The organism is Deinococcus misasensis DSM 22328 (assembly GCF_000745915.1).
Classification (GTDB): domain Bacteria; phylum Deinococcota; class Deinococci; order Deinococcales; family Deinococcaceae; genus Deinococcus_C; species Deinococcus_C misasensis.
Genome location: NZ_KN050782.1, coordinates 38,077 through 60,670 on the forward strand (window position 1 = coordinate 38,077; position 22,594 = coordinate 60,670).

At 55.3% G+C, this 22,594-nt stretch carries 30 protein-coding genes and 1 tRNA gene; 14 read left to right on the top strand and 17 right to left on the bottom strand.

The features are described 5' to 3' along the window. Positions 1-50 precede the first annotated feature (50 nt). From Q371_RS24465 to Q371_RS24485, 5 genes are all read right to left on the bottom strand, one after another. Positions 51-557, bottom strand: coding sequence for a GNAT family N-acetyltransferase (locus Q371_RS24465; RefSeq protein WP_034346135.1), 507 nt, complete (start codon positions 555-557; stop codon positions 51-53). Further along, positions 550-999, bottom strand: a complete 450-nt coding sequence (locus Q371_RS24470) for a GNAT family N-acetyltransferase (protein WP_034346219.1) — start codon at positions 997-999, stop codon at positions 550-552. Before Q371_RS24470 ends, Q371_RS24465 begins: the two co-directional genes overlap by 8 nt. A 67-nt stretch (positions 1,000-1,066) precedes the next feature. Beyond that, positions 1,067-1,315, bottom strand: coding sequence for a glutaredoxin family protein (locus Q371_RS24475; protein ID WP_034346137.1), 249 nt, complete (start codon positions 1,313-1,315; stop codon positions 1,067-1,069). Beyond that, positions 1,312-1,524, bottom strand: coding sequence for a DUF2905 domain-containing protein (locus tag Q371_RS24480; protein ID WP_034346140.1), 213 nt, complete (start codon positions 1,522-1,524; stop codon positions 1,312-1,314). Before Q371_RS24480 ends, Q371_RS24475 begins: the two co-directional genes overlap by 4 nt. After that, complete coding sequence (locus Q371_RS24485) at positions 1,525-2,088, bottom strand: PadR family transcriptional regulator (protein WP_034346142.1); 564 nt, start codon at positions 2,086-2,088, stop codon at positions 1,525-1,527. A gap of 87 nt (positions 2,089-2,175) precedes the next feature. Between Q371_RS24485 and Q371_RS24490 the strand changes: the two genes are divergently transcribed. Beyond that, a complete protein-coding gene (locus tag Q371_RS24490; protein WP_034346144.1) occupies positions 2,176-2,670 on the top strand; it encodes a DUF4188 domain-containing protein in 495 nt (164 codons plus the stop codon). A 44-nt stretch (positions 2,671-2,714) separates the two neighbouring features. Then, positions 2,715-2,791 (top strand) — tRNA-Met (locus Q371_RS24495). Positions 2,792-2,926: 135 nt separating this feature from the next. Here the strand turns inward: Q371_RS24495 and Q371_RS24500 are convergent. Further along, positions 2,927-3,142, bottom strand: coding sequence for a hypothetical protein (locus Q371_RS24500; protein ID WP_157442933.1), 216 nt, complete (start codon positions 3,140-3,142; stop codon positions 2,927-2,929). Positions 3,143-3,292: 150 nt separating this feature from the next. Between Q371_RS24500 and Q371_RS24505 the strand changes: the two genes are divergently transcribed. Together Q371_RS24505 and Q371_RS24510 are read left to right on the top strand one after the other, a co-directional pair. Beyond that, a complete protein-coding gene (locus tag Q371_RS24505) occupies positions 3,293-3,508 on the top strand; it encodes a hypothetical protein (RefSeq protein WP_034346149.1) in 216 nt (71 codons plus the stop codon). Positions 3,509-3,700: 192 nt separating this feature from the next. Continuing rightward, positions 3,701-4,987: a diguanylate cyclase gene (locus tag Q371_RS24510; protein ID WP_034346152.1), complete on the top strand. Its 1,287-nt coding sequence runs from the start codon at positions 3,701-3,703 to the stop codon at positions 4,985-4,987. 63 nt (positions 4,988-5,050) lie between these two features. On the opposite strand, the gene Q371_RS24515 is transcribed toward Q371_RS24510, so the two are convergent. Beyond that, positions 5,051-5,308, bottom strand: coding sequence for a cold-shock protein (locus Q371_RS24515; RefSeq protein WP_034346155.1), 258 nt, complete (start codon positions 5,306-5,308; stop codon positions 5,051-5,053). 181 nt (positions 5,309-5,489) lie between these two features. Between Q371_RS24515 and Q371_RS24520 the strand changes: the two genes are divergently transcribed. Genes Q371_RS24520 through Q371_RS24535 form a run of 4 tightly spaced genes read left to right on the top strand, consistent with a single transcriptional unit; the run spans position 5,490 to position 7,947 of the window. Continuing rightward, positions 5,490-5,879 (top strand): NUDIX hydrolase, encoded by a 390-nt coding sequence (locus Q371_RS24520; RefSeq protein WP_034346157.1) that lies wholly within the window; start codon positions 5,490-5,492, stop codon positions 5,877-5,879. Positions 5,880-5,882: 3 nt separating this feature from the next. Beyond that, entirely contained in the window at positions 5,883-6,404 is a 522-nt protein-coding gene (locus tag Q371_RS24525; protein ID WP_051965222.1) for a gamma carbonic anhydrase family protein, read from the top strand. Next, positions 6,401-7,222 carry a hypothetical protein gene (locus tag Q371_RS24530; RefSeq protein WP_245618466.1) on the top strand — a complete coding sequence of 274 codons (822 nt, stop codon included), beginning with the start codon at positions 6,401-6,403 and terminating at the stop codon, positions 7,220-7,222. The genes Q371_RS24525 and Q371_RS24530 overlap by 4 nt, the downstream gene beginning before the upstream one ends. Next, complete coding sequence (locus Q371_RS24535; protein WP_051965223.1) at positions 7,219-7,947, top strand: HAD family hydrolase; 729 nt, start codon at positions 7,219-7,221, stop codon at positions 7,945-7,947. The genes Q371_RS24530 and Q371_RS24535 overlap by 4 nt, the downstream gene beginning before the upstream one ends. Before the next feature lie 68 nt (positions 7,948-8,015). On the opposite strand, the gene Q371_RS24540 is transcribed toward Q371_RS24535, so the two are convergent. Further along, the gene (locus tag Q371_RS24540) at positions 8,016-9,023 is read right to left on the bottom strand and encodes a DHH family phosphoesterase (protein ID WP_034346160.1); all 1,008 of its coding nucleotides are present in this window, start codon (positions 9,021-9,023) and stop codon (positions 8,016-8,018) included. 67 nt (positions 9,024-9,090) lie between these two features. Between Q371_RS24540 and Q371_RS24545 the strand changes: the two genes are divergently transcribed. From Q371_RS24545 to Q371_RS24555, 3 genes are read left to right on the top strand one after another with little or no spacing between them, the layout of a single operon-like run. Next, positions 9,091-9,729: a hypothetical protein gene (locus tag Q371_RS24545; protein WP_034346163.1), complete on the top strand. Its 639-nt coding sequence runs from the start codon at positions 9,091-9,093 to the stop codon at positions 9,727-9,729. A 45-nt stretch (positions 9,730-9,774) separates the two neighbouring features. Continuing rightward, on the top strand, positions 9,775-10,371 hold the full coding sequence (locus tag Q371_RS24550; protein WP_034346230.1) for an HAD family hydrolase: 597 nt from the start codon (positions 9,775-9,777) through the stop codon (positions 10,369-10,371). Beyond that, the gene (locus Q371_RS24555; RefSeq protein ID WP_034346167.1) at positions 10,356-10,706 is read left to right on the top strand and encodes a DUF3208 domain-containing protein; all 351 of its coding nucleotides are present in this window, start codon (positions 10,356-10,358) and stop codon (positions 10,704-10,706) included. The genes Q371_RS24550 and Q371_RS24555 overlap by 16 nt, the downstream gene beginning before the upstream one ends. Positions 10,707-10,711: 5 nt before the next feature. On the opposite strand, the gene coaE is transcribed toward Q371_RS24555, so the two are convergent. Continuing rightward, positions 10,712-11,305 (bottom strand): dephospho-CoA kinase, encoded by a 594-nt coding sequence (coaE, locus tag Q371_RS24560; RefSeq protein WP_034346170.1) that lies wholly within the window; start codon positions 11,303-11,305, stop codon positions 10,712-10,714. Continuing rightward, on the bottom strand, positions 11,302-11,901 hold the full coding sequence (locus Q371_RS24565) for a hypothetical protein (protein WP_157442934.1): 600 nt from the start codon (positions 11,899-11,901) through the stop codon (positions 11,302-11,304). Before Q371_RS24565 ends, coaE begins: the two co-directional genes overlap by 4 nt. 421 nt (positions 11,902-12,322) lie before the next feature. On the opposite strand from Q371_RS24565, the gene Q371_RS24570 reads away from it, so the two are divergent. Continuing rightward, positions 12,323-12,778 carry a hypothetical protein gene (locus Q371_RS24570; protein WP_034346177.1) on the top strand — a complete coding sequence of 152 codons (456 nt, stop codon included), beginning with the start codon at positions 12,323-12,325 and terminating at the stop codon, positions 12,776-12,778. Between the two features lie 51 nt (positions 12,779-12,829). Here the strand turns inward: Q371_RS24570 and accC are convergent, their stop codons facing one another. The 3 genes from accC to efp all read right to left on the bottom strand — a co-directional run bounded on the left by accC (position 12,830) and on the right by efp (position 15,329). Continuing rightward, complete coding sequence (gene accC, locus Q371_RS24575) at positions 12,830-14,176, bottom strand: acetyl-CoA carboxylase biotin carboxylase subunit (protein WP_034346180.1); 1,347 nt, start codon at positions 14,174-14,176, stop codon at positions 12,830-12,832. Positions 14,177-14,253: 77 nt separating this feature from the next. Next, positions 14,254-14,769: an acetyl-CoA carboxylase biotin carboxyl carrier protein gene (accB, locus tag Q371_RS24580; protein ID WP_034346183.1), complete on the bottom strand. Its 516-nt coding sequence runs from the start codon at positions 14,767-14,769 to the stop codon at positions 14,254-14,256. After that, entirely contained in the window at positions 14,769-15,329 is a 561-nt protein-coding gene (gene efp / locus Q371_RS24585; RefSeq protein WP_034346187.1) for an elongation factor P, read from the bottom strand. The genes accB and efp overlap by 1 nt, the downstream gene beginning before the upstream one ends. Before the next feature lie 476 nt (positions 15,330-15,805). Here efp and Q371_RS24590 point away from each other — a divergent pair, with 476 nt between their 5' ends. Then, positions 15,806-17,278, top strand: coding sequence for an NHL repeat-containing protein (locus Q371_RS24590; protein WP_157442935.1), 1,473 nt, complete (start codon positions 15,806-15,808; stop codon positions 17,276-17,278). 141 nt (positions 17,279-17,419) lie between these two features. Here the strand turns inward: Q371_RS24590 and Q371_RS24595 are convergent, their stop codons facing one another. The 4 genes from Q371_RS24595 to Q371_RS24610 form a co-directional block, all read right to left on the bottom strand. Continuing rightward, positions 17,420-18,370: a hypothetical protein gene (locus Q371_RS24595; protein ID WP_034346191.1), complete on the bottom strand. Its 951-nt coding sequence runs from the start codon at positions 18,368-18,370 to the stop codon at positions 17,420-17,422. A 63-nt stretch (positions 18,371-18,433) separates the two neighbouring features. After that, entirely contained in the window at positions 18,434-19,489 is a 1,056-nt protein-coding gene (locus Q371_RS24600) for an ADP-ribosylglycohydrolase family protein (protein ID WP_051965226.1), read from the bottom strand. A gap of 40 nt (positions 19,490-19,529) precedes the next feature. Continuing rightward, the gene (locus Q371_RS24605; protein WP_034346194.1) at positions 19,530-20,261 is read right to left on the bottom strand and encodes a metallophosphoesterase family protein; all 732 of its coding nucleotides are present in this window, start codon (positions 20,259-20,261) and stop codon (positions 19,530-19,532) included. Further along, positions 20,258-21,019, bottom strand: coding sequence for a Cof-type HAD-IIB family hydrolase (locus Q371_RS24610; protein WP_034346197.1), 762 nt, complete (start codon positions 21,017-21,019; stop codon positions 20,258-20,260). The genes Q371_RS24605 and Q371_RS24610 overlap by 4 nt, the downstream gene beginning before the upstream one ends. Positions 21,020-21,390: 371 nt before the next feature. Here Q371_RS24610 and Q371_RS24620 point away from each other — a divergent pair, with 371 nt between their 5' ends. Continuing rightward, positions 21,391-22,215 (top strand): MerR family transcriptional regulator, encoded by an 825-nt coding sequence (locus tag Q371_RS24620; RefSeq protein WP_034346204.1) that lies wholly within the window; start codon positions 21,391-21,393, stop codon positions 22,213-22,215. Positions 22,216-22,594 lie beyond the last annotated feature (379 nt).

A 22,594-nucleotide genomic window follows, 5' to 3' on the forward strand; every position in this document is an offset into this window, starting at 1 on the left:
GGGCAAGGCACGCCTAGCCCCTACAAGGCTCTCGGCTTCAGGGCGACCCTTCACAACACCAGAACCCGCCACTCCTCATCCAGATACCCATCTGCAAGCTTTACTGCCTGCTTTTCATGGGCGAACACCTGAAACCCGAGGCTTTCGTACAGTTTCTGGGCTGCAATCTGGGTGTGGCTGACCCCGAGCTGGATTTGCTCGACAGTGCCGTAACTTCGGACCCGTTCGATCAGGGTTTCCATCAGTTTGCGGGCCACGCCCTGACCTCTGGCCTGTGGATGCACGTAAACGGCCACCACTTTGCCTTTGTGACGGATTTTGGGGTGGGTTTCCCTCAAGAAAGTGCACATGCCAATCAAGTTGCCATTCTGGAAAGCCCCCAGAGTGAATTTTCCTTCTGGTTCACTGGAAATCTGCCCCTGAATGGTTTCCAGTGGGACCTGTCGGTACTGGTCAGGATCGACCAGAAAGGCATGGGAATCATGGGTGAGGGCTTGCAGTCGAAGCCCACGGTAAATGGAGGCATCGTCAGGGGTCAAAACACGAATCTCAAACATGAAAATCCACCTCAAAGTACGGATGATCGGGGTGGGAATTTTCCACTCCGGTCCCCCCGAGTTTTTCGTAAAAGGGAATGGCCCCTTTGCTGGCATACCAGTAGAAGTAACGCACGGAACGTGCTCTGGCCCATTCTTTTGCAGCTTCCACCAGAGCTTTGCCTGCGCCTTGCCTGCGGAATTCAGGGAACACGAAGAGGTCGTGCATTTTGCATTCCCTGTGGGTGTCTCCACATCGAAAATCTGTGCCGTAATCCTGCCCTGCTGCATACCCGATCATTTTGCCATCCTGTTCGGCACCCAGCAGAAACCAGTCTTCCCTGAAGCAGAAGGTTTGAAAGCGCTCCTGCACCTGTTCTTTTGAATCGATGTGTTTTGAATCTTCAAACATGGGCCAGAGGGCTTCAAAATCATTGGGCTTCAATTTTCTGACAGTGACCATGCAAAAAGAGTAGACGGATGCAGCAAGTGCCACATCCGCCATTTTGTCAGTTGTTCAGGGTTGGACTTTACTGCAAGCCGACACGGGCAAGGTAGGTGTCCAGTTTTTCTCTGGAGAACCGGCTCATGGATTCGGCGACCCCGTTGTATTCAAGGGTGGGAACGCTGCGTTTTCCGCCATTGACCTGCATGACGTACTCGGCGGCACCTTCCACCTGCTCGATGTTGATTTCTTCGTAGGGGATGCCCTTTTTTTGCAGGACGGATTTGGTGACGTGGCAATCGGGGCACCAGGACGTGGTGTACATCTTGATCATTTCGAACCTCCAAACAGGCGGGCGAGCACACTCAGCACCACACTGATCAAAATCATACTGGTGATGGGAAAAAACACCGTTACGTTGTCACCTTTGTGGCGGATGTCTCCCGGCAGGTGACCAAACCAGCTTAAGGCTTTGGGAAAGTACACCCAGAGCACCCCGATTCCCACCAGAACCAGACCGATCACAATCAGTGTTTTGCCCACTCAGGCCTCCTGCAAAGTTTGAACCACAGCTTCTGCCTCATCGAGCCACTTCAGGTAAAGCTCTTCGAGACCCATTCCAAATTTGAGGGTCAGGTACTGAAGTGCTGTGGCCCTCTGATGTTGTGGGTCCAGAGGTTGTTTGAGTCCCTTCTCAAAGTGGTCCCTGATCATAAGGTACTCCCTCAGTCGGGCGCAGTGCTGTTGTTTCTGATACCGAACCTGTTTGAGGATGTCTTCATTGCTCAGGCCATTTGAGAAATAGAGTTGCATCAAGAAAGGTTCTTTCTGGATGGGCAATTCTTGAGGTTCCTTCAGCCATTGCAGCAGGGTGCTCTGGCCTGTGGGGGTGATGTGGTAGATCTTGCGGTTGGGTTTGCCTTCCTGCACCTGCGTCTCGCTGGTGATGTGCCCCTCTTGCTGAAGTTTCTCAAGGGTGCGGTAAATCTGGGCCTGATCGGCACTCCAGAAGTATTTCACGCTTTTGTCGAAACAGCGGGTTTTCAGATCGTAGCCGGTCATGGGTTCGAAGCTCAGGAATCCAAGAATTGCGTGTTGCAGTGCCATACATCTCCTTGACAGGGGACAGCTTAACCCGTAATCTGATTTCATCATATATATGATTAATCATATATATGATTGCGAGGAGACGCCATGATTCACACCGACCGGATCACCACCGAACTGAAAGAACCCATCACCGTTTTTTTGATTGGCATGCGGGTCAACAAACTGCTGCCACCTGCCAAATGGCTGAAAGTGGCTCTGGCAATGCCCCCCATGATCAAAACCCTGATGGAGAACCCAGAGAAAGGCATGCTGCACGCTGAAAGCTTTGTGCGGTTTGGCCCCCTGACCACCATCATGGTCACCTATTGGAAAAGCCCCGAGCACCTTGAAGCCTTTGCACGCAATCCACAAGATCCCCATTTCAAAGCGTGGCAGGACTTCTACAAACTGGTGGGCACCGATGGCAGTGTGGGCATCTGGCATGAAACCTACACCCTCGAACCCGAACAGGCGGAATGCGTCTACGTGAACATGCCTATGTTTGGACTGCTCGGGGCCACCAAAAATCCACTGCCTGCCAAAGGCCACCGCAGCACTTTCCGCAAGCGCTTGAAGGTCACCGAAGGGGTCTCGGGATGAGGGCTTGCAAAATGGTGGATTTGCATGTACCATACTTAACGCTTGGCGTTGTAGCTCAGCTGGTTAGAGCGAACGACTCATAATCGTTAGGTCCGCGGTTCAAGTCCGCGCAACGCCACCAAGCAATAAACCCTGTTCAAGACAGGGTTTATTTTTTTGTACTTGGCATGGGGTTTGACCTTTTCAGACGTGATCGTATGCTCTAGACCCGCTGCCAAACCTGTCTGATGGACCGCCTTCTGCAACGCCCCGAGCCTCAGTCCCTTTCCAGATCTTCCAGAGCTGCTCCCAGCACATACTTTTTCAGTTGTGTGGGATCATAGGACCATCTGGCGGTGGCTTCCCGTTGCCCGTCCCGCTCACAGTAAAATTCCACTTCCCAGTACACGATCAGGCTTTCATCGGCCTTCTCGATGGTGCGAACGCGGGGTCCATCAACGATTTCGGTGATGGTCCAGGGTTGTTGGGTCATGGGTTTCCCTCCTGAACCCAGCATCACACATGCTGGCGACACGGAATGACGCTTGATGGACCAGAGGATCACCGTCATGGCAAAGGGGTTTCATCTGTCACCCGGTGAGAAGGTACAAACATCCCATTTCGTCAGGCTTAGACTGTAAAAATGGACCTCAATTCTTGGACCCCCAAGGACAAATCCCGCAGGTTTGGGATTCTGGTGGGATTTCTGTCGGGTTGTTTTGCTGCCCTGATCTGGATTGGAGACATGGGATGGAATGCCTGGTTGGCCGTGGCCCTCGCTGTGCCTTTAGGTCTGGCCATAGGGGCTGTGGCCTGGACCGTGTCCCGCAAGATTTTGCAACCCCCAAACAAAAACTGAAGCCCAGCTGAGAAAACCTCACAGAACTCTGACAGCCAATATTCAAGGGTTTTAACAACACCCAATGAAAAGATTGGCTGTCAGACGGTTTTTATCGCCCTTGAAGTTCTGTGTAAGAAGAATTTCACACCAAAGAATCCTGCAATGCTCCTGAGTGCAAACTGAAGACAGTGGTTTTCAACTGAAGTCATCATGAATGCAGATGGAGTGAACAGCATGGAACATGCCCATCAGGGACAACACAACCCCACCACTTACCTGATCCGGGACCCTTTGACCGGCGCATACACCCGTGGTTTGATGGAATCCCGCTTGATTGAAGAGACCGCTCGTTCTGAGCGTGAAAAATTGCCCTTTGTGCTCTGTGTGATCACCCCTGATCACCTGTCTCAGGTGCGTGAATTGTGGGGACAGGACCGTGCCAACCAACTGTTGCGCCACCTCACCGAACGCATACAGCAGAAGAAACGCACTTCGGACGTGCTGTTTCGCTCTGGCCCAGAGGAATTTGTGTTGATGCTGCCCTCCACCTGCAAACGCGATGCGGTGCTGGTCTGTGAACGTCTGCTGGAACATCTGGCCACCCATCCCTTCGAAGGGCATCCTGTGCTGTTTCAAAGGGTGAGCATGGGAATTGCTGCTTATCCAGAGGATGCAGGCCGGGTCAGTGACCTGTTGCAAGTGGCCCGCACACGCAACCAGTGGGCCAGTGAGCAGAACCCTCGCCGTTTTGTCACCGAAGATTTGCGGGATGTGCCTGTGGTGCATTCGGACCCCCTTCCATCCCCCATTGAAAGAAATGGACAGTTGGAGGCTTTTCAGACTTTTCTGGACATGCTGGAAATCAAACAAAAGGGGGTGTTCTCCCTGACAGGCAAACCCGGCTCTGGACGCACGTTCATGCTGCACTTTCTGGCCCAGCAAGCGCGCAGACAAAATTATGCGGTGCTTTCCCTGTCGGGTGCCACCACCCACCGTTCCCTCGACGGCCTGATGCAAGCCAAATGGGATGCCCCTTTGCCTGTGCATGAAGGCAGCCGTGCTGTTCTGCAAACTTTGCAACATGGCTGTTATGGCAAACTCGGTCTGCTCATCATGATCGATGAGGGTTCGATGTTGGACCATGCCACCTGCAGGGTCATTCAGCAGGCTCTGGACCAGCTGATGCTGCCTGTGGGCATTGTGATGGCCTCGGTTTCCCGAACGGCACTCACGCCGTTTCAGGTGCCTCTGGAGACCCGAGTGTTCCTGTCTCCTTTTTCCCAGCAAGGGGTGCACCTCTGGATGGAGGAGATGCTGGCACAGGAGATCCCTGCTCGCCTCTCGGCATGGTGCTTCCAGCAATCGGAAGGCTACCCCGGACGGGCCACGGAGGTCCTGAACCTGCTGAAAGCCAGAGGGGTGTTCCAGAAGGCCCGAGCCGGATGGGAATTGTCCTCGGGTTGGGAATCGTACATCAACCGACTGCAGAACCAGTGATTCCAGCAAAAACAGCCACAAAAAAGAGCCACCTTTGCAGGTGGCCCTTTGGCGTTTAGAAGCTTACCAGCGTCCGCCGCGAGAAGGGGTACGCTCTGCCTGCACAGGAGCAGCTTTGGTCACAACCACATTTTTGGCTTGGGGACCTTTGCCATTCTGGCCGGGTTCAATCTCGAAGCTGACTTCGTCACCTTCGTTGAGTTTGCGAAATCCCTTGGTGTTGATTGCGGAGTAATGTACGAAAACATCCGGGTTACCGGGGTGCTCAATGAATCCGAATCCTTTTTCCGCGTTAAACCACTTGACTTTACCTTCTGCCATACTGCTGACTCCTACATCCCTTTAAAGTGATAACCCGGTGCTGCACCCGCTTTTGGGGTGTAGACACCCTTATGGCTACCTTAGGGACTCTCTCATTATGCTCAGGGCAAGTCCACAAGTCAATTTCTGAAGCCATGGCATGTGTCATGGAATTTGTGGTGTGATCCGTTAAACTGAGGGCATGAATGCGGTTTTAGGTGCAGGTGGACTGGTGTTCACCCTCAATCAAAAAGTCCTGATCGTGCAGTACAAAGATGGCTCCTGGACGTATCCCAAGGGCCACATCGAGGCAGGCGAAGACATGGAAGCCACTGCCATCCGTGAGGTGCTGGAAGAGGCTGGAGTCCAAGCCACCATCCAGAGCAAACTCGGGGTTAGTCGGTATGTGAATGCTAAGGGAATTCCCCGAGAAGTGCACTGGTATGTGATGCAATCTGCCACCGATCAGGTGCACCTTGAAGACACCTTCATGTCGGGTGGGTTTTATGCTGCAGAACAGGCCCTGGACCTCCTCAACTTCCCCGAGGACCGCCAGCTTCTGCGGCAGGCTCTGGGCTTGCAGGAGGCTTAAGCGGTGCCGTTTTACCAGCTTTCCTCAGAAGTTCCGAAGGTGGCCCGCACCGCTTTTGTTGCACCGAGTGCAGATGTGATTGGCAAAGTCACGGTGCATGAGGGGGCCAGCATCTGGTTTGGTGCCGTTCTGCGTGGCGATGTGGAACCCATCACCATCCACGCAGGCAGCAATGTGCAAGATGGTGCAGTTCTTCACAGCGACCCCGGTTTTCCCTGTGTGGTTCATGAAAATGTGACCATCGGGCACAGGGCCATCATCCACGGGGCCACCCTGCACGAAGGGTCTCTGGTGGGCATGGGGGCCACCATGCTCAACGGTTCCAGTCTGGGCAAAGGGGCCATGCTGGCTGCCGGAGCTTTGCTGCGCGAGGGGCATCACGTCCCAGATGGTATGCTGGCTGTTGGCGTACCCGCAAAAGTCATCAAAGAGGCACCAGCCGCTCAAAATGCAGCCCGCTATCAGGAGAATGCCCGCCGTTACCAGCAGTCCTGCCAGCAGGTTTTCGAGGTGCCCGAGCCATGAACCGTCCCATTGCCAGACCTCCACGCAGGCGCAGCCCCAGAATCACGGAGAACCGTATGACCCAGAACCTCACCCCCATGTTTCCTGAAGCCGCCCCCGTGCTGGCCCGCCTGCTCCCCGAGGGGGAAGCCCGTTACCTTGGCCTGAGTGCCAGTTTCTGTGACCTGCATGCCTTTTTAAGGCACCTTCATGACAGCAACTGGTACGGCTGCCTCCACGTGGGTCTGGGCGAACAGAACGTGTATGTGCTGGTCTTTGAGGGGCGCATCATTGCTGCATCTTCTGGAACGCAAGTCGGCGAACTTGCCCTCGGTGAAATGCTGCAACTGTTCACCGCTGGAGCGGTCTTGAACGCATACCAGTTGGACCAGAACGTGACCCATGCTCTGGCCGGGGTCAGTTCAAGGGTCTGGAAAGTCACCCCCACAGACAACTTCTCCGGGGTCCTTGTGGAACAGGGAAGCTGCATCCTCATGATGGAAGGCAAGGTGCTGGGCCGATTCCAGATGGAACTCGGCGAAACAGGGGTTTTTCCGGCCCCTCTGCGCCCCCAGACCTTGATTCTGCCCAAACCTTTGGCAGGATGGGCCCACCAGCAGTACCCGGTCACCTTGCGGGGCAGGGATGCCCTGAGCCCCATCACCCCCACCCACCAGAATTTCCGCAAGCACCACGGACAGCAAGGGGTGGACTTCCTGCGCTCCCTCGGGCAGGATTTGACCCCTGCGGAATACAGCCTGCGCAACGACATCCCCCTGCATGACCTTGAGCCCCTGATCCAGAACTGGCTCAAAGATGGTTTCATCAAAAACAAATGACACACACCATCAGCTTTGATCTGGACGGGGTCCTGATCCAGAATCCTTTTTCCAGAGGGGTGGTGCCTTTTCTGGCCCGCCATGTGCATCAACAGTCTGGTCAGACCGGTGATTTTGATGCCTTCTGGCAGATGTTCCGCAAGCACCTCAATCGGGGTTTCTCTGCCAGAGTGATGGCTGGACGGCATGTGGAAGCCTTCGATTGGGACGGCATCACCCGCGAGGTGGCCCTGAATTTTGGCGTGCACGACATCCCGGATGTTTCAGGCATCGTGAAAGAGCACTGCACCCCCGAGTACATCCACCTCCTGCCCAACGCCAGAGAGGGTCTGGAACGTTTGCAGCAAGCAGGTTTTCGCCTGATCGTGGCCACCAATGGCTACTCGAAATATCAGGTTCCTGTGCTGGAAGCCCTGAACATTCTGGACTTCTTCGAGGAGGTCCGTGCCCCTGAAACCCATGGGTACGCCAAACCCCAACCCGAGTTCCTGCAAGGGGTGGACCTGCACATCGGAGACAAACTGTGCCACGACATCCTCGGGGCCAACCGTGCAGGCATCCAGAGCATCTGGATTCACCCGGAAGCCCGGCCCATTGAAACGGCTCTGGAAGAAGAAGACCTGCGCCGCTTTTTCAGGGATGCCCTCCCAGAGGAATGCACCCCCACAGCGGTGGCCAGAGATCCTCTGGAAGCCGCAGAGAAAGCTCTGGAATTGCTGAAGTAAAAGTCCCCCTTGAGCGCAAGGGGGACAGCACAAGCGAAGCGAGTGCAGGGGGCTTGAGTGCAGGGGCTTTAAAGCCCGACCCGATCCAGTTCTTTGCGGGCCTCTTCAAGCACCTTGTCGTAGGCTTCCTCGAAAGGCAAGTGCAGGGTGGCACCTGCAGCAGCGTAGTGGCCGCCTCCGCCACAAGCCACCGCAATGTTCTGGGCGCTGGCTTTGCCTCTGGAACGGGCGCTGATCTTGATGTGGGTGCCGTAATCTTTGAACATGACCGCCAGTTCGGTGCCCTGTGCGCTGCGGATCATGCCCACATAAGACTCCACATCTTCCCAGCTTGCCCCCACGCTTTCCAGCATGCTGCTGCTCACATGGGCGGTCACGCACAGGTCGTTCAGTTCGTAACGCATGGATTGCAAGACCAGCACCAGAAGCTGATAGTACCGCTTGGGATGCTGTGCGAGGCTCTCATTGACGAAACTCACATTGCCCCCTCCAGCAATCAATTTGGAGGCCGCCATCAGCACCTCTGGGGTGGTGTTGGAGAACTTGAACGAACCGGTGTCGGTGATGATGCCGGTCAAGAGGGGGTTGGCGAGGTCTGCGTCCCACTCCACCCCGAGCAGTTCAATCAGATCGGTGATGATCTGGGCGGTGGCGGCATGGGAAGGCCACACCAGATTGATGTCGCTGTTCCGCTTGTTGGTGCCGTGGTGGTCAATGTTGACCACAAACCCCGAGAAGTGCTCCAGACGGATGCCTTCCACCCGGTTCTGGTCGTTGTTGTCCACATCCAGCACCACCACGATGCTGCCCTCAGGGAGGTGCTCCACAGGGGGAAGAACGTCGTTTTCTTCGGTGGTCAGGAATTGCAGGTACTGGGGCACGGTGGCGTAGGTCTGGGCGGTTTTGCCCATCTTGCGCAATGCCCTTTGCAGCCCGAGGCAGGAACCGATGGCATCTCCATCCGGGTCAATGTGTGAGGCGAGGGCCACAGGCAGGGTGTTCTGTTTGAAAAAATCAGCAATTTCTTGCAGTCTGGCAAAGTATTCCACTTGGCTTTCAAGGCGGACGCTGGTCATGGATGCAGTATAGCGTGTCGTTTCTGAAGGGTTCATCTGTTACCTCTGGAGTGGTAGAGTGTAGGAAATGCACTTGAAATTGAATCTGGCGGTGCTGACATCCAACGAGCTGGAACGCCTGCTTGGCCTTGAGGCGGTCCGGACGGTCATGTCTGAACTCAGTGCAGCCAAACTGGTGGGCAAAGCCTACCCTTATGTGTTCAATCCTTTGCAGGAAATCGAATCCGTCGTGCTGCCCACAGAAAGCCAGCAGTGGTCGGAAGAACTGCAGCAACTGGGCCTCAAGCCCCACCCTTTGCAACTTGATTCGGGTTTTTTCAGGCATCTGCACCAGATGCCTTTTTCAAGTGAATTGGTGGTGGTGACCCTGAATTTCACCCCCTCGGGCAGTGCCCATCTGGAGGCCTTTTCGGTCCTCAAAGATCCAGCTTCTGGGATCAGTGCCGTGGTGACCACCAGCGAACCGGGGGTGTTTCCTCTGGAGTTCAGCGAGGTGATTTCTTACCGACCTGCGGCTTTGCCCATCCCCCAGTTTCTGGAGGCCCACCAGCAACATGTCCGGCAGTTTGGCAGGCCGCTTAAACAAAACCACCCCGAGGACCCCCTCATGGTGCTAAGGTTGGTGCGTGACCTCTGCGTCAAAGCCTGGATGCGGCGCGGGGTGCTCGTCGATGAAAGCACCTCACAGGCACGCAAAGGACTGTAAACCTGCTTGCGCCCGGAATTCTTCTGGCAGGTTTGGGGAGCCCACATGAAAGCAATCACCTTTGACTGGGGTGGCGTCTTCACCCAGAACACTTTTGATGGCCGTTCCACTGGCCGCATCGCTGAACGCTACAACCTCGATGTCGAAAAAGTCCGTGCAGTGTACTTTGCCCACGTGCATCAACTTGAGCTGGGCAAATGGACCCTTGAGACCTTCTTTGAGAACCTGATGCAGGAAGTGGGATTTACTGCTCCCCTCGAAGAAATCATCGAGTTGTATCTGGGCAGTGTCTACGAAAACCCACCCATGTATGACTTTTTGCCCACCATTCCCGCAGAATTCAAAGTGGGCCTCCTCAGCAACAATTACCCGGTCCTCAGCGACCGACTGAAAGCCGACCCCCGCTGGGCCCGTTTCGATGCCATGGTGTACAGCAACGAAATTGGCTTCAAAAAACCCAGCCCAGAGTCCTTCCACGCCCTCGTAGAGGCCACAGGCGTCCCTGCTCAGGACAGCGTCTTCATTGACGATGTGGAGGAGAACCTTGTGGCGGCCCGTGCTCTGGGATTCAGCACCATCCTGTATCATTACGCTGAGCATGACCGTTTTCTCAAGGAACTCGAAGCGTGGATGAACCGCTGAACCACAACCGCATGGCCATCCGGTTGCTGCAAGGTTACCTCTGGTACCCCAAAAGCGACCCGATTGACCTGTCCCAGCACCTCCCCGAGACCCTCGCAGAGGCCAGTTTGCTGTGGGATGAAATGCAGGCCCCGTTTGCTTTCTTTGAAAACGGCGAGCTGACCTCCAGCCAGCATTTCTTCCAGTTCACGGCCCTCAGGATCTACGAAGGGCAGCCTTCCAACGAAGAACTGCACGAACACGCAGAACGCCTGAGCGTGGCACTGAACCCCCTCCTGAACAGCACCCCCGCAGGTGTGGGGTGGCAACTCTGGGAAGACCTCAGACCCCTTTAACGTCCTCAGGCTTCAGAAAAGGGCCAACCCAATTCATCCAGAATGTATTCCAGCTGGGCTTCCACCCTTTCCAGAGAAGCCTCGTTCTGAATGACAAAGGTGGCCCTTTTGCGTTTCTCTGAAGCGGGCATCTGGGTGTGGTCACGGGCCAGAATCTGCTCTCGGGTCAGGCCATCCCGGACCATCACGCGCTCAATGCGTTGCTCCAGAGGGGCATCCACCACAATGGTGGCGTCCATGGTGTGGTCCAATCCCCCTTCAAAGAGCAAAGGGATGTCCTGCACCACCACAGGACTGTTCAGGTTTTGTTCCAGTTCCAGCATTCTGGCCCGCACCCTCGGATGGATGATGCTGTTCAGGGTTTCTCTGGCCTGAGGATTCTGAAAGACCAACGCTGCGACTTTTGGGCGGTTGAGACCCTCTTGCGTGATGTACTCGGGGCCAAACGCTTTGCTGACCTCTGCAAGGGTCTGCGGATCCCGTGACACCTCACGGGCCACCTGATCGGCGTCCAGCACCGGAATGCCCCTCTGGGAGAGCATGCGGGCCACCGTGCTTTTCCCACTGCCAATGCTGCCGGTCAGGCCAATGCGTTTCATGGTTGCTCCTTCAGAAATTGCTGGTACTTTTCTTTGCTGACCCCTCGAATGGTGAGTTTGCCATCCATGGCCAGAAAATCCCCTTCCATTGGCACCGAAAAGGTCAGGTTGAGCACCTGCTGTTTGGGCAATTCCACATCCAGGCCCAACATGGGCACCTGCAACCGGGTTCCGATCTCGCTTTCTGTCAGGATGTTGGTGAGTTCGCCTACAGGCAGAACCAGCACGTTCTGGATGTCGATGGTGCTGCCGTAATGGGCGTTCCAACCTTCTCGGGTTTGTTGCAACACAATCCGGTCCAGCCCAACACTTTGCTGTTTCCAGAGCGCAAAGCCCGCAGAGGCAGCGATGCCCCCTGAAAGCACCGTTCCAATGATGCCTGCCAGCACCAGATTTTTCTTTTTGCCCAGATTTCCCAGCAAGAGTCCCAGAAAACCAATGAACGCCCCTCCGGCCAGCACCGCAAAAATCCACAGGGTGATCAGGGCCGCAGAGTTCATGGATGGATCTTCAAGATCGAGGGCTTCGTGGGCCTGTGCAGCACAGGTCAGCACAGAGAGCACAGCAAGAAACAAAAGACGGAAGTTGTGGCGCATTCTGGTCATTTTAGTGGGGGAAGGTGGGGCCAATTGCCCTCTGACAACAGTATCTCAGGCAAGCTTACCAGTACCATGAGAACATGCGCAATCTTTCCATGGGATGTTGCATGGAAAGTGCAAAGCCGTTGTTCGGACGGTGCAAACAGAAAGAGCCATCAGCTGTCAGTGGTCAGCCGTCAGCCAGAAGGAAAGTTCTCTTGCTGACTTTTGAGCTTCAAATCTGATTGGGATTTCCCTGTTTGTCTTTGTGTCTTCCTGTTTTCGAAAGCAGAAGCCTCAAGGTGAGCTTTTCGCTGAAAGCTGATGGCTGACCGCTTTTTCAAATGACATGCTCAAAGTTCAGACTTTCCGCTGACGGTCCCGAGCAAGTACAATGGGGCTCAACTCCGGGCAAAATGTCCCACATCCAGAGAGGTTTATGATTCCCCTGATCCCCCTTTTGATTTCCAGCACTCTGGGTTCTGATGCCGTTCAGAACTCAGGTGTGGTTTATGCACAACCCGGTCAGACGGTCATCCTGACCCTGAAGATTGACAACCCCGAGGAGGTCCTGATCAACAAGGACGCTCCCACCCGATTGACCCTCACCACCCCTTTTCAGAAACTCACCCTGACCGAAAAAGACATCAAAGGCCCGGATGCGGATTACGAGCCCGAGACTTACTTTGCCCGTCTGGATCCCCTCCAGTTTCAGTTGACGGTGCCCAAAACCTTCAAAAAAGGGCGTTACCCTCTGGACCTGAATGCAGACCTGTTCATGTGCAACAAGAATGTGGGCCTGTGCTTCATGAAAACCGTACAGGTCAAAGGCGAATTGCAGGTGGGTTTCAAAGGCCAGAGCCAGCCCATGGTGGTCAAGGTGCCCAAAAAATAAAGGGTGTGCAACAGCACACCCTTTTTGAATTCAACTTTTTGAAAGCCCCTTTTACTCCATGCGGGTTTTCAGGAAGTTGGTGAGGACTGCCCCACGTTTGTAGTAAGGGTTGTCCATGATTTTGATGTACAGGGGGATGGTGGTCTTGATGCCATCCACAATGGTTTCTTCCAGAGCGCGCTTCATGCGGGAAATGGCTTCCTGACGGGTGGGGGCCCACACGATCAGTTTGCCCACCAGACTGTCGTAGTGGGGCGGAATCTGGTATCCAGCGTAAGCATGGGAATCGAAACGCACACCGGGACCTCCGGCCACATGCAGGTTGGTGATTTTGCCTGCACTCGGGCGGAAGTCTTTGGAGGGGTCTTCGGCATTGATGCGGCACTCGATGGCGTGGCCGTAAAGTTTGACCTCTTCCTGTTTGATGCGCAGGGGGTTTCCAGCAGCAATCAGGATCATCTCTTTGATGAAATCCAGTTGGGAGATCATCTCGGAAACGCAGTGCTCCACCTGAATGCGGGTGTTCATCTCCATGAAGTAGTAGTGGCCGTTGGTGTCCACAATGAACTCCAGGGTGCCTGCACCCGCGTAATTCACATACTTGGCCAGACGCACACCGGCAGCCAGAATCTCCTGACGCAGGGAATCGGGCAGGGTGGAGGGGGCCTCTTCGATCAGCTTCTGGTTGCGCCTCTGGATCGAGCAGTCCCGTTCTCCGATGTGGATCACGTTGCCCTGTCCATCCCCGAGCACCTGCACCTCGACGTGCCGGAACTCCTCAAGGAATTTTTCCATGATGATGGCTTCATCCCCGAAGTACAGGCGGGCCTCTTCCTGTGCCTGATTGAACAGGGTTTTCAGTTCTTCCTGGGTGCGCACGACCTTCTGGCCACGGCCTCCACCTCCGGCACTGGCTTTCAGGAGGACCGGGTAACCAATTTGCTTGGCAGCAAGGAGGGCCTCATCGACGGTTTCCAGCACGCCGGTTCCGGGGACGGTGGGCACACCGCTGTTGGATGCAATTTCACGGCCACCGGCTTTGGAGCCCAGAGCACGCATGCTCTCAGGGGTGGGGCCAATGAACACAATGCCGTGGTCGCGGCACATTTCTGCGAAGTCGGGGTTTTCGGCCATGAAACCGTAACCGGGGTGGATGGCTTCGGCTCCGGTGATCAGGGCAGCAGACAGGATGTTGGGAATGTTCAGGTAGCTGTCTTTGGAGGCAGCGGGTCCCACGCACACGGATTCATCTGCCAGCAAGACAGGCAGGCTGCCTTCGTCGGGCTGGCTGTAGACCACCACGGTCTTGATGCCCATTTCTTTGCAGGTGCGGATCACGCGCAGGGCGATCTCGCCCCGGTTGGCAATCAGGATTTTTTTGAAGGGAGGTTGATCCATGGGGCTCCTTAAAAAGTTTCCCCCTGCATGGCCCCCGATGACAGGAGCCCCGAGGGGGAAACCAGAATGTTTGAATTTCAGGCAGGTTCAATCAGGAACAGGTCCTGACCGTACTCGACGGGTTGGGCGTTGTTCACCAGAATCTTGCGCACGATGCCAGCCACTTCCGACTCGATCTCGTTCATCAGTTTCATGGCTTCCACGATGCACAGGACCTGACCCACTTGCACACGGTCCCCGACCTGCACGTAAGGAGTGGCGTCAGGGGAGGAGGAGCTGTAGAAGGTGCCCACGATGGGGGCTTTCACAGGCACCAGTTTGCTGGTGTCTTCTGCAGGGGCAGCCTGGGCTGCAGGTGCACTTTCAGCCACAGGTTGAGCTGCGGGAGCACTCTGGACCACAGGGGCCTGCACAGCAGGTTGCTGGACGACCACAGGCTGAGGGGCAGCCACGGTTTGCACTGGAGCCTGCACCAACACCTGTTCGGCTCCACGTTTCAGCGAAATCTCGTACTCACTGGTTTTCAGGCTGAATTCGGAAAATTCGGCATCTGAAAGCGCATCCAGGATTTTCTTGAGATCTCGGGGGTCCATTATGCCCGTCCCAGGTACTTGCCGCCGTCTCGGGTGTCGACTTTCAGTTTGTTGCCGGTCTCCACGAACAGGGGCACCTGAATGGTGGCTCCGCTGCTCAGTTTGGCGGGCTTGGTGCCACCAGAGACGGTGTCGCCACGCACGCCGGGATCGGTTTCCACAACTTCCAGCACCACTTGGTTGGGCAGTTCGATCTTCAGGGGTTTCTCTCTGTACATCTGGACATCCACTTGCATGTTTTCCACAAGGAACTTGCTCTGGTCGCCAGCGAGCACCACAGGAAGGCTGACCTGATCAAAGGTTTCCATGTCCATGAAGAGGTAGTCGTCGCCGTCCTGATACAGGAACTGCATGCTGCGGCTCTCCACGAAGATGTCCTGCAGTTTTTCACCGCTGTTGAAGGTGCGGTCCACGATCGAACCGGTTTCCATGTTGCGGAACTTGGTGACCACTTTGGCGCCACCGCGACCCATCTTCAGGTGAGAGTAATCCAGGCATTCCCAGAGCTGTCCGTCCATCTCGACTTTTGTGCCGTTCCGCAATTCTGTTACGCTGATCATTGATTCCTGACTCCTTTGTTCTTCGGATGTTTTGCGCATCCATTCAGCGCGTTCAGGGCCTGTTTTCTCTGGGCGTCCTGAGCGCTTTTGCCCATTTGAGACGGGGCAAGAGTAGCATTTTCTACTCGCAACAGTCGTATTCTAACGTGTTCTGGGTCTAAAGGTAAGTCACCTTTCTGAGAACAGGTGCCAGAACAGATCCAGAAACCGGGGGACAAACCACCCTGTTGCAGCATGCAAAATCTTACCCCAAAAGATGAGGTTTGTGGCGTGCCAGCACAGATTTGAACACAGTCCATTTGTGTCCTCAATGGTCAGACATGATTGCGAAATGGCTGGATCCCCGACATCACAGTGCACAGGTCTTCAGCGCAATCACGTTGCAATCACGGTGCCTTTTTTACATTGGGTTTCAGCAACAGAATCTGCTTGGCTGGCAGTTCGGCCAGAGGGTTCTGTGTTTTGGAGGAACAACCATGAACCGGAAAGCCCTGACCCTTGCCACTTTGGCCCTCATTGTCACTGCATGCGGAACCCGCACCCCAGCCACTCCCCAACCCCAGCAACCAGAAGAACCCTCTGTGGTTGAAGGCCTGTTTTTTGAACTGGACACCGCCACCAGAACGGTGCGTCCCCTTCCTGCAGCAACCTCTGGAGGTGTTTCCAGGCAGGCGTATTACGCCACAGGTTTTTCCACCACCCAGGTGGTCACAGATGAAAACGACTCTGTGTACAATGTGCAGTTCACCCTGAAAAACAACACCAATCAGGGCATGGGTGCCGATTCCGACCTGACGGTGTTTGTCCCGTCTTTCTCGGCCCAAACAGCCACCAATTACAACATTGCGGGTGGGGGCATCGTCAATGCAGATGGATATTTGCCAGACACCTTTTATCCCTACAAATCGTTCAGCAATTACGTGAAACCGGGGGATGGGGTGGTTTTCACGCTGGCCATTCAAGTGCCTGCCCCGGCCACCAAAGCCGTATTTGCTCTGGCTGTGAACGCGGCTCAGGATTACAACCAGATTCCCATCACCGATCTTGCGTTCATGCAACCTGCGTACGGCAAATTCAATGATGCGGGTTTCAAAGCTGGACCTGCAGACCAGACCCGTTTCAACAAACCCTTCAGCCTGACCACCTGCCCGAGCGGCAAAATCTACATGACCGACCAGAATGGCCTCTGGCGACTGGACGCACACAGCACCACGTTGGTGAGCAGCAATGCACTCTATCGGGTCAACACCTTCATCGAATGCACGGACTCTGATGGTCTGCTGCTTTCTGTGCAGGGCAACAACCAGATTTATTACACCTCCAGTTTGTTTTTCAGCCCCAGCCTGATTGCAGGTGCCATGGAAAGTGGTCTGGCCAACGGGGATGCAAATGCAGCCCGTTTTTCCAACCCCAGACAGATCACCCGTCATGGAACCGATGTGTATGTTGCCGATTACAACAACCGTGCTGTGCGCAAACTGACCAAACAAACAGACGGCAATTACCTCACTTCCACCGTGCTGACCATGCCTGCTGGTGAAGCTTATGTGGAGGGTGTGGCGGTCGATCCTCAGGGAAACATTTACTTTGGCACCACCACTGGCCTCTGGCGCAAAGCGGCTCAAAGCAACCAGCCTGTCAAAATCGTTCCCAAGACCACCAATTACATGCCCATCACCATCAAATGGCACCCGAACGGCATGTTGCTGGTTTCAGAGCTCAATGAAAGCCGGATCCGGGCTTACACCCCTTCAAGCACCAATCTGGATCAGCCCTGGGTCGCCATCAAAATTGCAGGGAATGGGTTGGAGGCCACTTCCTACACCCGGGGTGAGCCCCGCAAGAATCCCATCAAAACCCCTCTCGGATTGACGGTCAACAGCCATGGCACCATTTATTTCAGCCAGTTTGCTGGACAGAATGTGATGCGCATTGATCGCATGAAGTGACCCTGGCTTTTGGATCACGCGGCAGAAAAAAAGAGGTTGTCTGCGAGGAATGGGAATTCCAGAACCAGAGGATGCTTTGGCATCCTCTGGTTTCACCCTTCCAAGCCACACAAAAAGTCCCACAACAAGTGTGGGGCTTTTTCATGGATTCAGAGCAGTGATCTCTGGTTTGAATCCAATTTTACGGATGTAGTCCAGATACTCGGCTTCGGTCAGGGCTTCTTTTTTGCCACTGAGTGCCACGAAGAACGCCTCCATCACGTTGGTTCCGAAAGACCGTCCACCAATTCTTGGGGTGGTGGTGATCATTTCCTTGACCCCAGAGGCTTTGGCCCACTCCAGATCTGCAGGGGTGGTGGTGTTGGTGAGGATGACTTTGCCTTTCAGGTCTTTGGGGGCATACCTGCGGATGTACAGGAAGTCTCCGGCCAGCACATCGGCCCAGGCATAGTAGTTGCTGCCTGTCCCTTTGACTTCTTTGTCCTGCTTGTCTCCTGTGGGATAAAACCACTTGAAAGGCAGAAGGGTGAGCACAGGCAACAAAGTGTGGGCAACGTTCCTCAGGGCACCAATGGTTCTGAGGGGAACAGGCAACCCGAGGCTGAAAATCAGGTCGCCATACAGCACATCTGCGCCCGATTGGGCCAACTCTTCTGCCATGCCGAAACGGTCCACAGCCGCCACCATCAGGGTGCGGGTGTTTTTCCAGTGGATGTGCGGATCCAGTTGGCGGATGGCTTCCCTTTCCAGGGTGTGTTTCAGGCCACTGCCATCCAGAATGGGGGTTTGTTTGGCATTGGAGCAGAGCTTGACGATGTCTCTGAAAGAGTATTTCTTGTCTCCAGCAATGATGTACAGATCGGTGCCACCCAGACCGAATGCATCCACCTTGCCGTCCAGTTCGCGGAACAGTTGGGCGGCTTTTTCCATGTCTCCATCGGTCCCGATGCGTTCCAGGATCAATTTTTGCCCCAGCACTTCAAGTTCTTCTCTGGCATTGCGTTTGCTGGATCCGATGGAAACACTGACCACATGTTTGTATCCCGCAGGGGCAGGGGTCCAGCCTGCAGGAAGTGCACTGCTTGATGTCATATGAGGCTCCTCAAAGCCACATTATAGGGGGGATGTTCTGATTCAGAGATGAATGCAGTGGCTTTATCCCTTTGGGGACCTCTGGAACACCCAGAGCATCCTGCGCAACACATGACCCATCACCAAACCATTGAAGGTCCATTGACGCATGAATTGCAGGGTTGGAGAAAAGCGCTTCAGGTCCTGCGAACGGTTCTCTTCCAGAATGGCAGAGAACCATTCCAGATGGGCAGGGCTGTACAGGGGCTCCCACAACTGCTGTACCCACTCGGGTGGAATGCCATCTGCGCTGACCCGGATGCCCACCAAGCCGCCCACCAGAGCAGCCATGGTGTCGGTGTCTCCTCCCAAGGAGATGACGCTCTGGACGGCCTCCTTGTACCGGTTGGGAAAGGAAAACCAGGCATGCAACACCACAGGCAAGATGTCATACACATAGCCTTTGACCCCCTGCTTCATGCCCAGATGTTGAGCAAAGGTGTGGGTGTCCTCGGACAACTCCAAGCTGTGGGACAGCAGGGCCATTTTGCCCCACAATTCATGGTCTTCCTCTTCTGGAATCCAGTGGGGCAATTCCTCCAGAAAAGAAGCCAGTTGGATGTTTTTGTATTCCAGCACGAAGCGGGCGGCCACCGCCATCACCAGAGCTGCCCGCTCTGCCCGGATGTCCGTGTGGGTGATGCGGGTGGAAGCCCGCACCAGCAAACGCAAACGTTGTGGATCGGTGACCAGCAACCCCAGGGGCAAGCTGCGCGTCAGGGGGCCGCTGCCTGCTGAATGCACACCACTGCGCTCGGGTGAGAAGCCCAGAGAAAGCCGAACAATGGCTTGCAAGGTGGCCTGACCTGCCCCGAAAGGCACACGTGCTCCCCATCCAATCAGGCTTCGTTTGAGCACCTTTTGAAAGTGTCTGGTGTCCCCTGAAGATTTCAGCAAAGCCTCCACCGTCAGCAAAGCCAGTTCGGTGTCATCGGAGACCATGCCACGGCCTCGCCAGAAACGCATCTGCTCTGGTGGCCCCAGAGCAAGGGCCTGTTTGGCAGACAGGTTTTCATAGGGAAGACCCAAGGCATCACCCACGGCCATTCCCAGCAGCAAACCGTGAATGCGCTCTTGCATGATTTCAGCTTAACCGAAAGTGACCAAATGGAAACAGGTTTTAAGCCCTTCCGGTGCGCAGCCATTGTGCACGATCATACCGTCCGGCGCGGTTTGCTTTGCTGGATGCGGTTTGCCAGTCGTAAACCACTTGCTTGTGATCGATCTGCCAGAGTCCCGAGGTGAGGGACAGCAGGGCATATCGGGCGTGAGGGCTTCCAGACTCCATGGCATGTGGATGGGGCAGGTCATCGGTGTAAGCAGGCATGCCCACACTTCCCGGATTCACAATCAAAAAGGGACCAGCCTGTACCGTGCGCGCCTGATGTGAGTGCCCACACAGGACCAGAGGAGAGGTGGTGCCCTCAAGCCTTTGCAAAACCTCCTCTTTGGATGCCAGTCTTGAACCTGCAGGACCAATGGTTTCCAGCAAATATGTGGTGTCAGAGGTGGGTGTCCCATGGCAGAGCAGCATCCCCTCCAACTCCAGTGTTGCAGGCAATTTGCTGAGCCAGTCCAGATGCTGTGAGGTCAATTCGGATTGCAGCAAGGCAAAGTCCTGTCCTGACGCCTCTTCAGAAGATGGATGGAGGATGCTCCGGTCCTGATTTCCAGAGATGCACACCACTTCGTGCGACATCAAAAAGTCTGCCACTTCTCCCGGTTCCAGTGATCCCCACAGGTGATCCCCGAGGCACACCACCAGATCGGGGCTGTGCTGCTCAAGGTCTTGCCAGACCGCTTGCAACGCCAGACTGTTGCCATGGATGTCAGACAGGACCGCAACCCTCACAGGTTCTGGTGAATCCAATCTGCCACACCCAGCTTTTCAGGCTCAGGGACGTGCTCGGTGGCAAGAGAACGCAATCTCTCGCCCGCGTGGCCCACAGCGATCCTCTGGCCTGCCCACTCGAACATGCTGATGTCATTGACCCCATCTCCAAAAGCCACCACCTCATCTGCAGTGTAGCCATAATGTTGGGCCAGCAAAGAAAGGGCATGCCCTTTGGAACTGCCCTGTGGCAGCACCTCCAGCACCGTGTGGTCCCACGGGTAAAATTGCCCCTGCACCTGAGTGTGGATGTCCTTGCCCAGAAGCGTCAGGTCCTCACCATAAATCACGATCTTGTTCACGGTCTCCGGGGTCAGTTTTTCCAGAGGGGTGACGATGTGACCTTCGGTTTCTGCCCACGAAAAGAAAGGATCAGACAGGTCTTCCAGAAACAGATGGGTGGGGCTGCACATGAAAAACTTGGCTTTCCCATGTTTCTTGAGCAGATCCAGCGTGGTCTGCACCTGCTGGGCACCGATGAACACCTCGTGGTGCATCTCTTGCCCTGTAGCGTGCACCCTTGAGCCCTGACAACTGCCAAAATGCGAATCGACCTGCAAGGCATTCAGAAAAGGCCGGGCACTGCGGTCGGTGCGTCCGGTGATCACGGTGATGTGATGCCCCTTGCTGCGTGCATACCGGATGGCCTCGCGGATTTTCTCGGGAAGTTCAAACTTGCGGGTGACAATGGTTCCGTCCAGATCGAAAGCAAGCAACATAGGGTATTTTATGCATCCATGCATGAGGGTTTGCAGTGGGCCTGATGGCTTAGATCTAAACAAATGAAAGTTGCTGAGGGCATAGGGCCGAGAGCCGAGGGCCAAAGAAATGCCGAGAGCCGAGGGCCGAGGGCTACAAAGGCTTTGGCTGAAGCATTCACGGTGCAGCACGCTGTCTTGTACAAAACAGGAGACCACATGCTGGTCTCCTTGTCCGCTGCGCCCCTGCACAATTTCCTTGACGATTTTTGCCGTGTAGCACATCAGGCTCTCGGCAATGGGGCAAGGCACGCCGATCTCCTACAACCACAAAGCCCCTCAGCCTACACACCCCTTGACTCTCCCCCCGGGTCAGACCCGAGACTGAGTCCATGAACGGGACCCGTGCAGACCTGCTGACCATCAGCCTTTTCGCCAGAGCCACAAGGCTGTCCCAGAAAGCCCTCCGGCTGTATGACAGCATGGGGTTGCTTCCTCCGGTGTTTGTGGACCCCCAGAGCGGCTACCGCTACTACCACATGGACCAGACGGAAACCGCCCGCCTGATTGGCCTGTTGCGGCAACTGGAGATGCCCCTCAGCCGCATTTTTGAGGTGCTGCAGGCCTCAGAAATCGAAAGGGCACCTCTGGTCCGGGCGTACTGGCGTGAGGTGGAAGCAGATGCACGGCAGAAAAAGCAACTCGTTCAGTACCTCTCTGATGTTCTGGAGAAGAAGGAGAACCACATGTTTGAGATCCAGACCCGCCAGGTTCCAGAGGCCAAAATCATCACCATTCAGCGTCGGGTGTATGCCAATGACCTGCCTGCTTTCATCTCGGAAGGCTTTGGACGCCTGATGGATCACCTGAAAGCTGCCGATGCCCCTTTTGCTGCTGCCCCCTTCGTGATCTATCACGGTGAAGTGAACCACGATTCAGACGGACCCGTGGAGGTGTGCATTCCCTATCTGGGTACCGTGGACCCCGGCTCCGACATGAACATCCGCATTGAACCCGAGCATCCCGAGGCCTACGCCACCATCACCAAAGCCCAGTGCGCATTCCCCGAGATCCTCAAGGCCTATGATGCAGTGTCTTTGTGGCTCAAGGAAAATGGCAAAATGTGCAGCCCTCTGGCTTGCCGTGAAGTCTATTTCGAGAACTGGGATGGGGCAGGACCGGATGATCTGGTGTGTGACATTGCGTATCCGTATTGAGTGGGGCTTCGCCCTGCTGAGGGCCGAGGGCAAAAGAGAAATGCCGAGGGCCGAGCGCTAAGGGCCGAGGGCTATAAAAGGCTTTGGCCAAAGCCATGAAGGGCGCAGCACGCTGCGCCCCTACAGACGTTTCCCTTGACGATTTTTCCTGTGTGACACATCATGCTCTCGGCTCTCGGCTCTCGGCTCTCGGCTCTCGGCTCTCGGCTCTCGGCTCTCGGCTCTCGGCTCTCGGCTCTCGGCTCTTATGTCTTGTGGATCAGGTAAGTTGGATCTACGTCAAGCCAGAGTCCAGACCCTCTTTCCGCTCTTGCACGTCCCAGTGAGAAGCCGAGATTCTTCGGGCTGGACTCTGACGGCTGACCAGAGGCCGAACAGT

What these genes read in the sequence shown, in the direction of transcription:
- accC (WP_034346180.1), bottom strand. Translation starts at nt 14,176, where the DNA reads ATGGATCAACCTCCCTTCAAAAAAATCCTGATTGCCAACCGGGGCGAG.
- Q371_RS24475 (WP_034346137.1), bottom strand. Translation starts at nt 1,315, where the DNA reads ATGATCAAGATGTACACCACGTCCTGGTGCCCCGATTGCCACGTCACC.
- Q371_RS24545 (WP_034346163.1), top strand. Translation starts at nt 9,091, where the DNA reads ATGCACTTGAAATTGAATCTGGCGGTGCTGACATCCAACGAGCTGGAA.
- Q371_RS24535 (WP_051965223.1), top strand. Translation starts at nt 7,219, where the DNA reads ATGACACACACCATCAGCTTTGATCTGGACGGGGTCCTGATCCAGAAT.
- Q371_RS24570 (WP_034346177.1), top strand. Translation starts at nt 12,323, where the DNA reads ATGATTCCCCTGATCCCCCTTTTGATTTCCAGCACTCTGGGTTCTGAT.
- Q371_RS24530 (WP_245618466.1), top strand. Translation starts at nt 6,401, where the DNA reads ATGAACCGTCCCATTGCCAGACCTCCACGCAGGCGCAGCCCCAGAATC.
- accB (WP_034346183.1), bottom strand. Translation starts at nt 14,769, where the DNA reads ATGGACCCCCGAGATCTCAAGAAAATCCTGGATGCGCTTTCAGATGCC.
- Q371_RS24510 (WP_034346152.1), top strand. Translation starts at nt 3,701, where the DNA reads ATGAATGCAGATGGAGTGAACAGCATGGAACATGCCCATCAGGGACAA.
- Q371_RS24500 (WP_157442933.1), bottom strand. Translation starts at nt 3,142, where the DNA reads ATGACCCAACAACCCTGGACCATCACCGAAATCGTTGATGGACCCCGC.
- Q371_RS24490 (WP_034346144.1), top strand. Translation starts at nt 2,176, where the DNA reads ATGATTCACACCGACCGGATCACCACCGAACTGAAAGAACCCATCACC.
- efp (WP_034346187.1), bottom strand. Translation starts at nt 15,329, where the DNA reads ATGATCAGCGTAACAGAATTGCGGAACGGCACAAAAGTCGAGATGGAC.
- Q371_RS24520 (WP_034346157.1), top strand. Translation starts at nt 5,490, where the DNA reads ATGAATGCGGTTTTAGGTGCAGGTGGACTGGTGTTCACCCTCAATCAA.
- coaE (WP_034346170.1), bottom strand. Translation starts at nt 11,305, where the DNA reads ATGAAACGCATTGGCCTGACCGGCAGCATTGGCAGTGGGAAAAGCACG.
- Q371_RS24470 (WP_034346219.1), bottom strand. Translation starts at nt 999, where the DNA reads ATGGTCACTGTCAGAAAATTGAAGCCCAATGATTTTGAAGCCCTCTGG.
- Q371_RS24465 (WP_034346135.1), bottom strand. Translation starts at nt 557, where the DNA reads ATGTTTGAGATTCGTGTTTTGACCCCTGACGATGCCTCCATTTACCGT.
- Q371_RS24565 (WP_157442934.1), bottom strand. Translation starts at nt 11,901, where the DNA reads ATGCGCCACAACTTCCGTCTTTTGTTTCTTGCTGTGCTCTCTGTGCTG.
- Q371_RS24590 (WP_157442935.1), top strand. Translation starts at nt 15,806, where the DNA reads ATGAACCGGAAAGCCCTGACCCTTGCCACTTTGGCCCTCATTGTCACT.
- Q371_RS24620 (WP_034346204.1), top strand. Translation starts at nt 21,391, where the DNA reads ATGAACGGGACCCGTGCAGACCTGCTGACCATCAGCCTTTTCGCCAGA.
- Q371_RS24595 (WP_034346191.1), bottom strand. Translation starts at nt 18,370, where the DNA reads ATGACATCAAGCAGTGCACTTCCTGCAGGCTGGACCCCTGCCCCTGCG.
- Q371_RS24610 (WP_034346197.1), bottom strand. Translation starts at nt 21,019, where the DNA reads ATGTTGCTTGCTTTCGATCTGGACGGAACCATTGTCACCCGCAAGTTT.
- Q371_RS24485 (WP_034346142.1), bottom strand. Translation starts at nt 2,088, where the DNA reads ATGGCACTGCAACACGCAATTCTTGGATTCCTGAGCTTCGAACCCATG.
- Q371_RS24550 (WP_034346230.1), top strand. Translation starts at nt 9,775, where the DNA reads ATGAAAGCAATCACCTTTGACTGGGGTGGCGTCTTCACCCAGAACACT.
- Q371_RS24540 (WP_034346160.1), bottom strand. Translation starts at nt 9,023, where the DNA reads ATGACCAGCGTCCGCCTTGAAAGCCAAGTGGAATACTTTGCCAGACTG.
- Q371_RS24505 (WP_034346149.1), top strand. Translation starts at nt 3,293, where the DNA reads ATGGACCTCAATTCTTGGACCCCCAAGGACAAATCCCGCAGGTTTGGG.
- Q371_RS24515 (WP_034346155.1), bottom strand. Translation starts at nt 5,308, where the DNA reads ATGGCAGAAGGTAAAGTCAAGTGGTTTAACGCGGAAAAAGGATTCGGA.
- Q371_RS24600 (WP_051965226.1), bottom strand. Translation starts at nt 19,489, where the DNA reads ATGCAAGAGCGCATTCACGGTTTGCTGCTGGGAATGGCCGTGGGTGAT.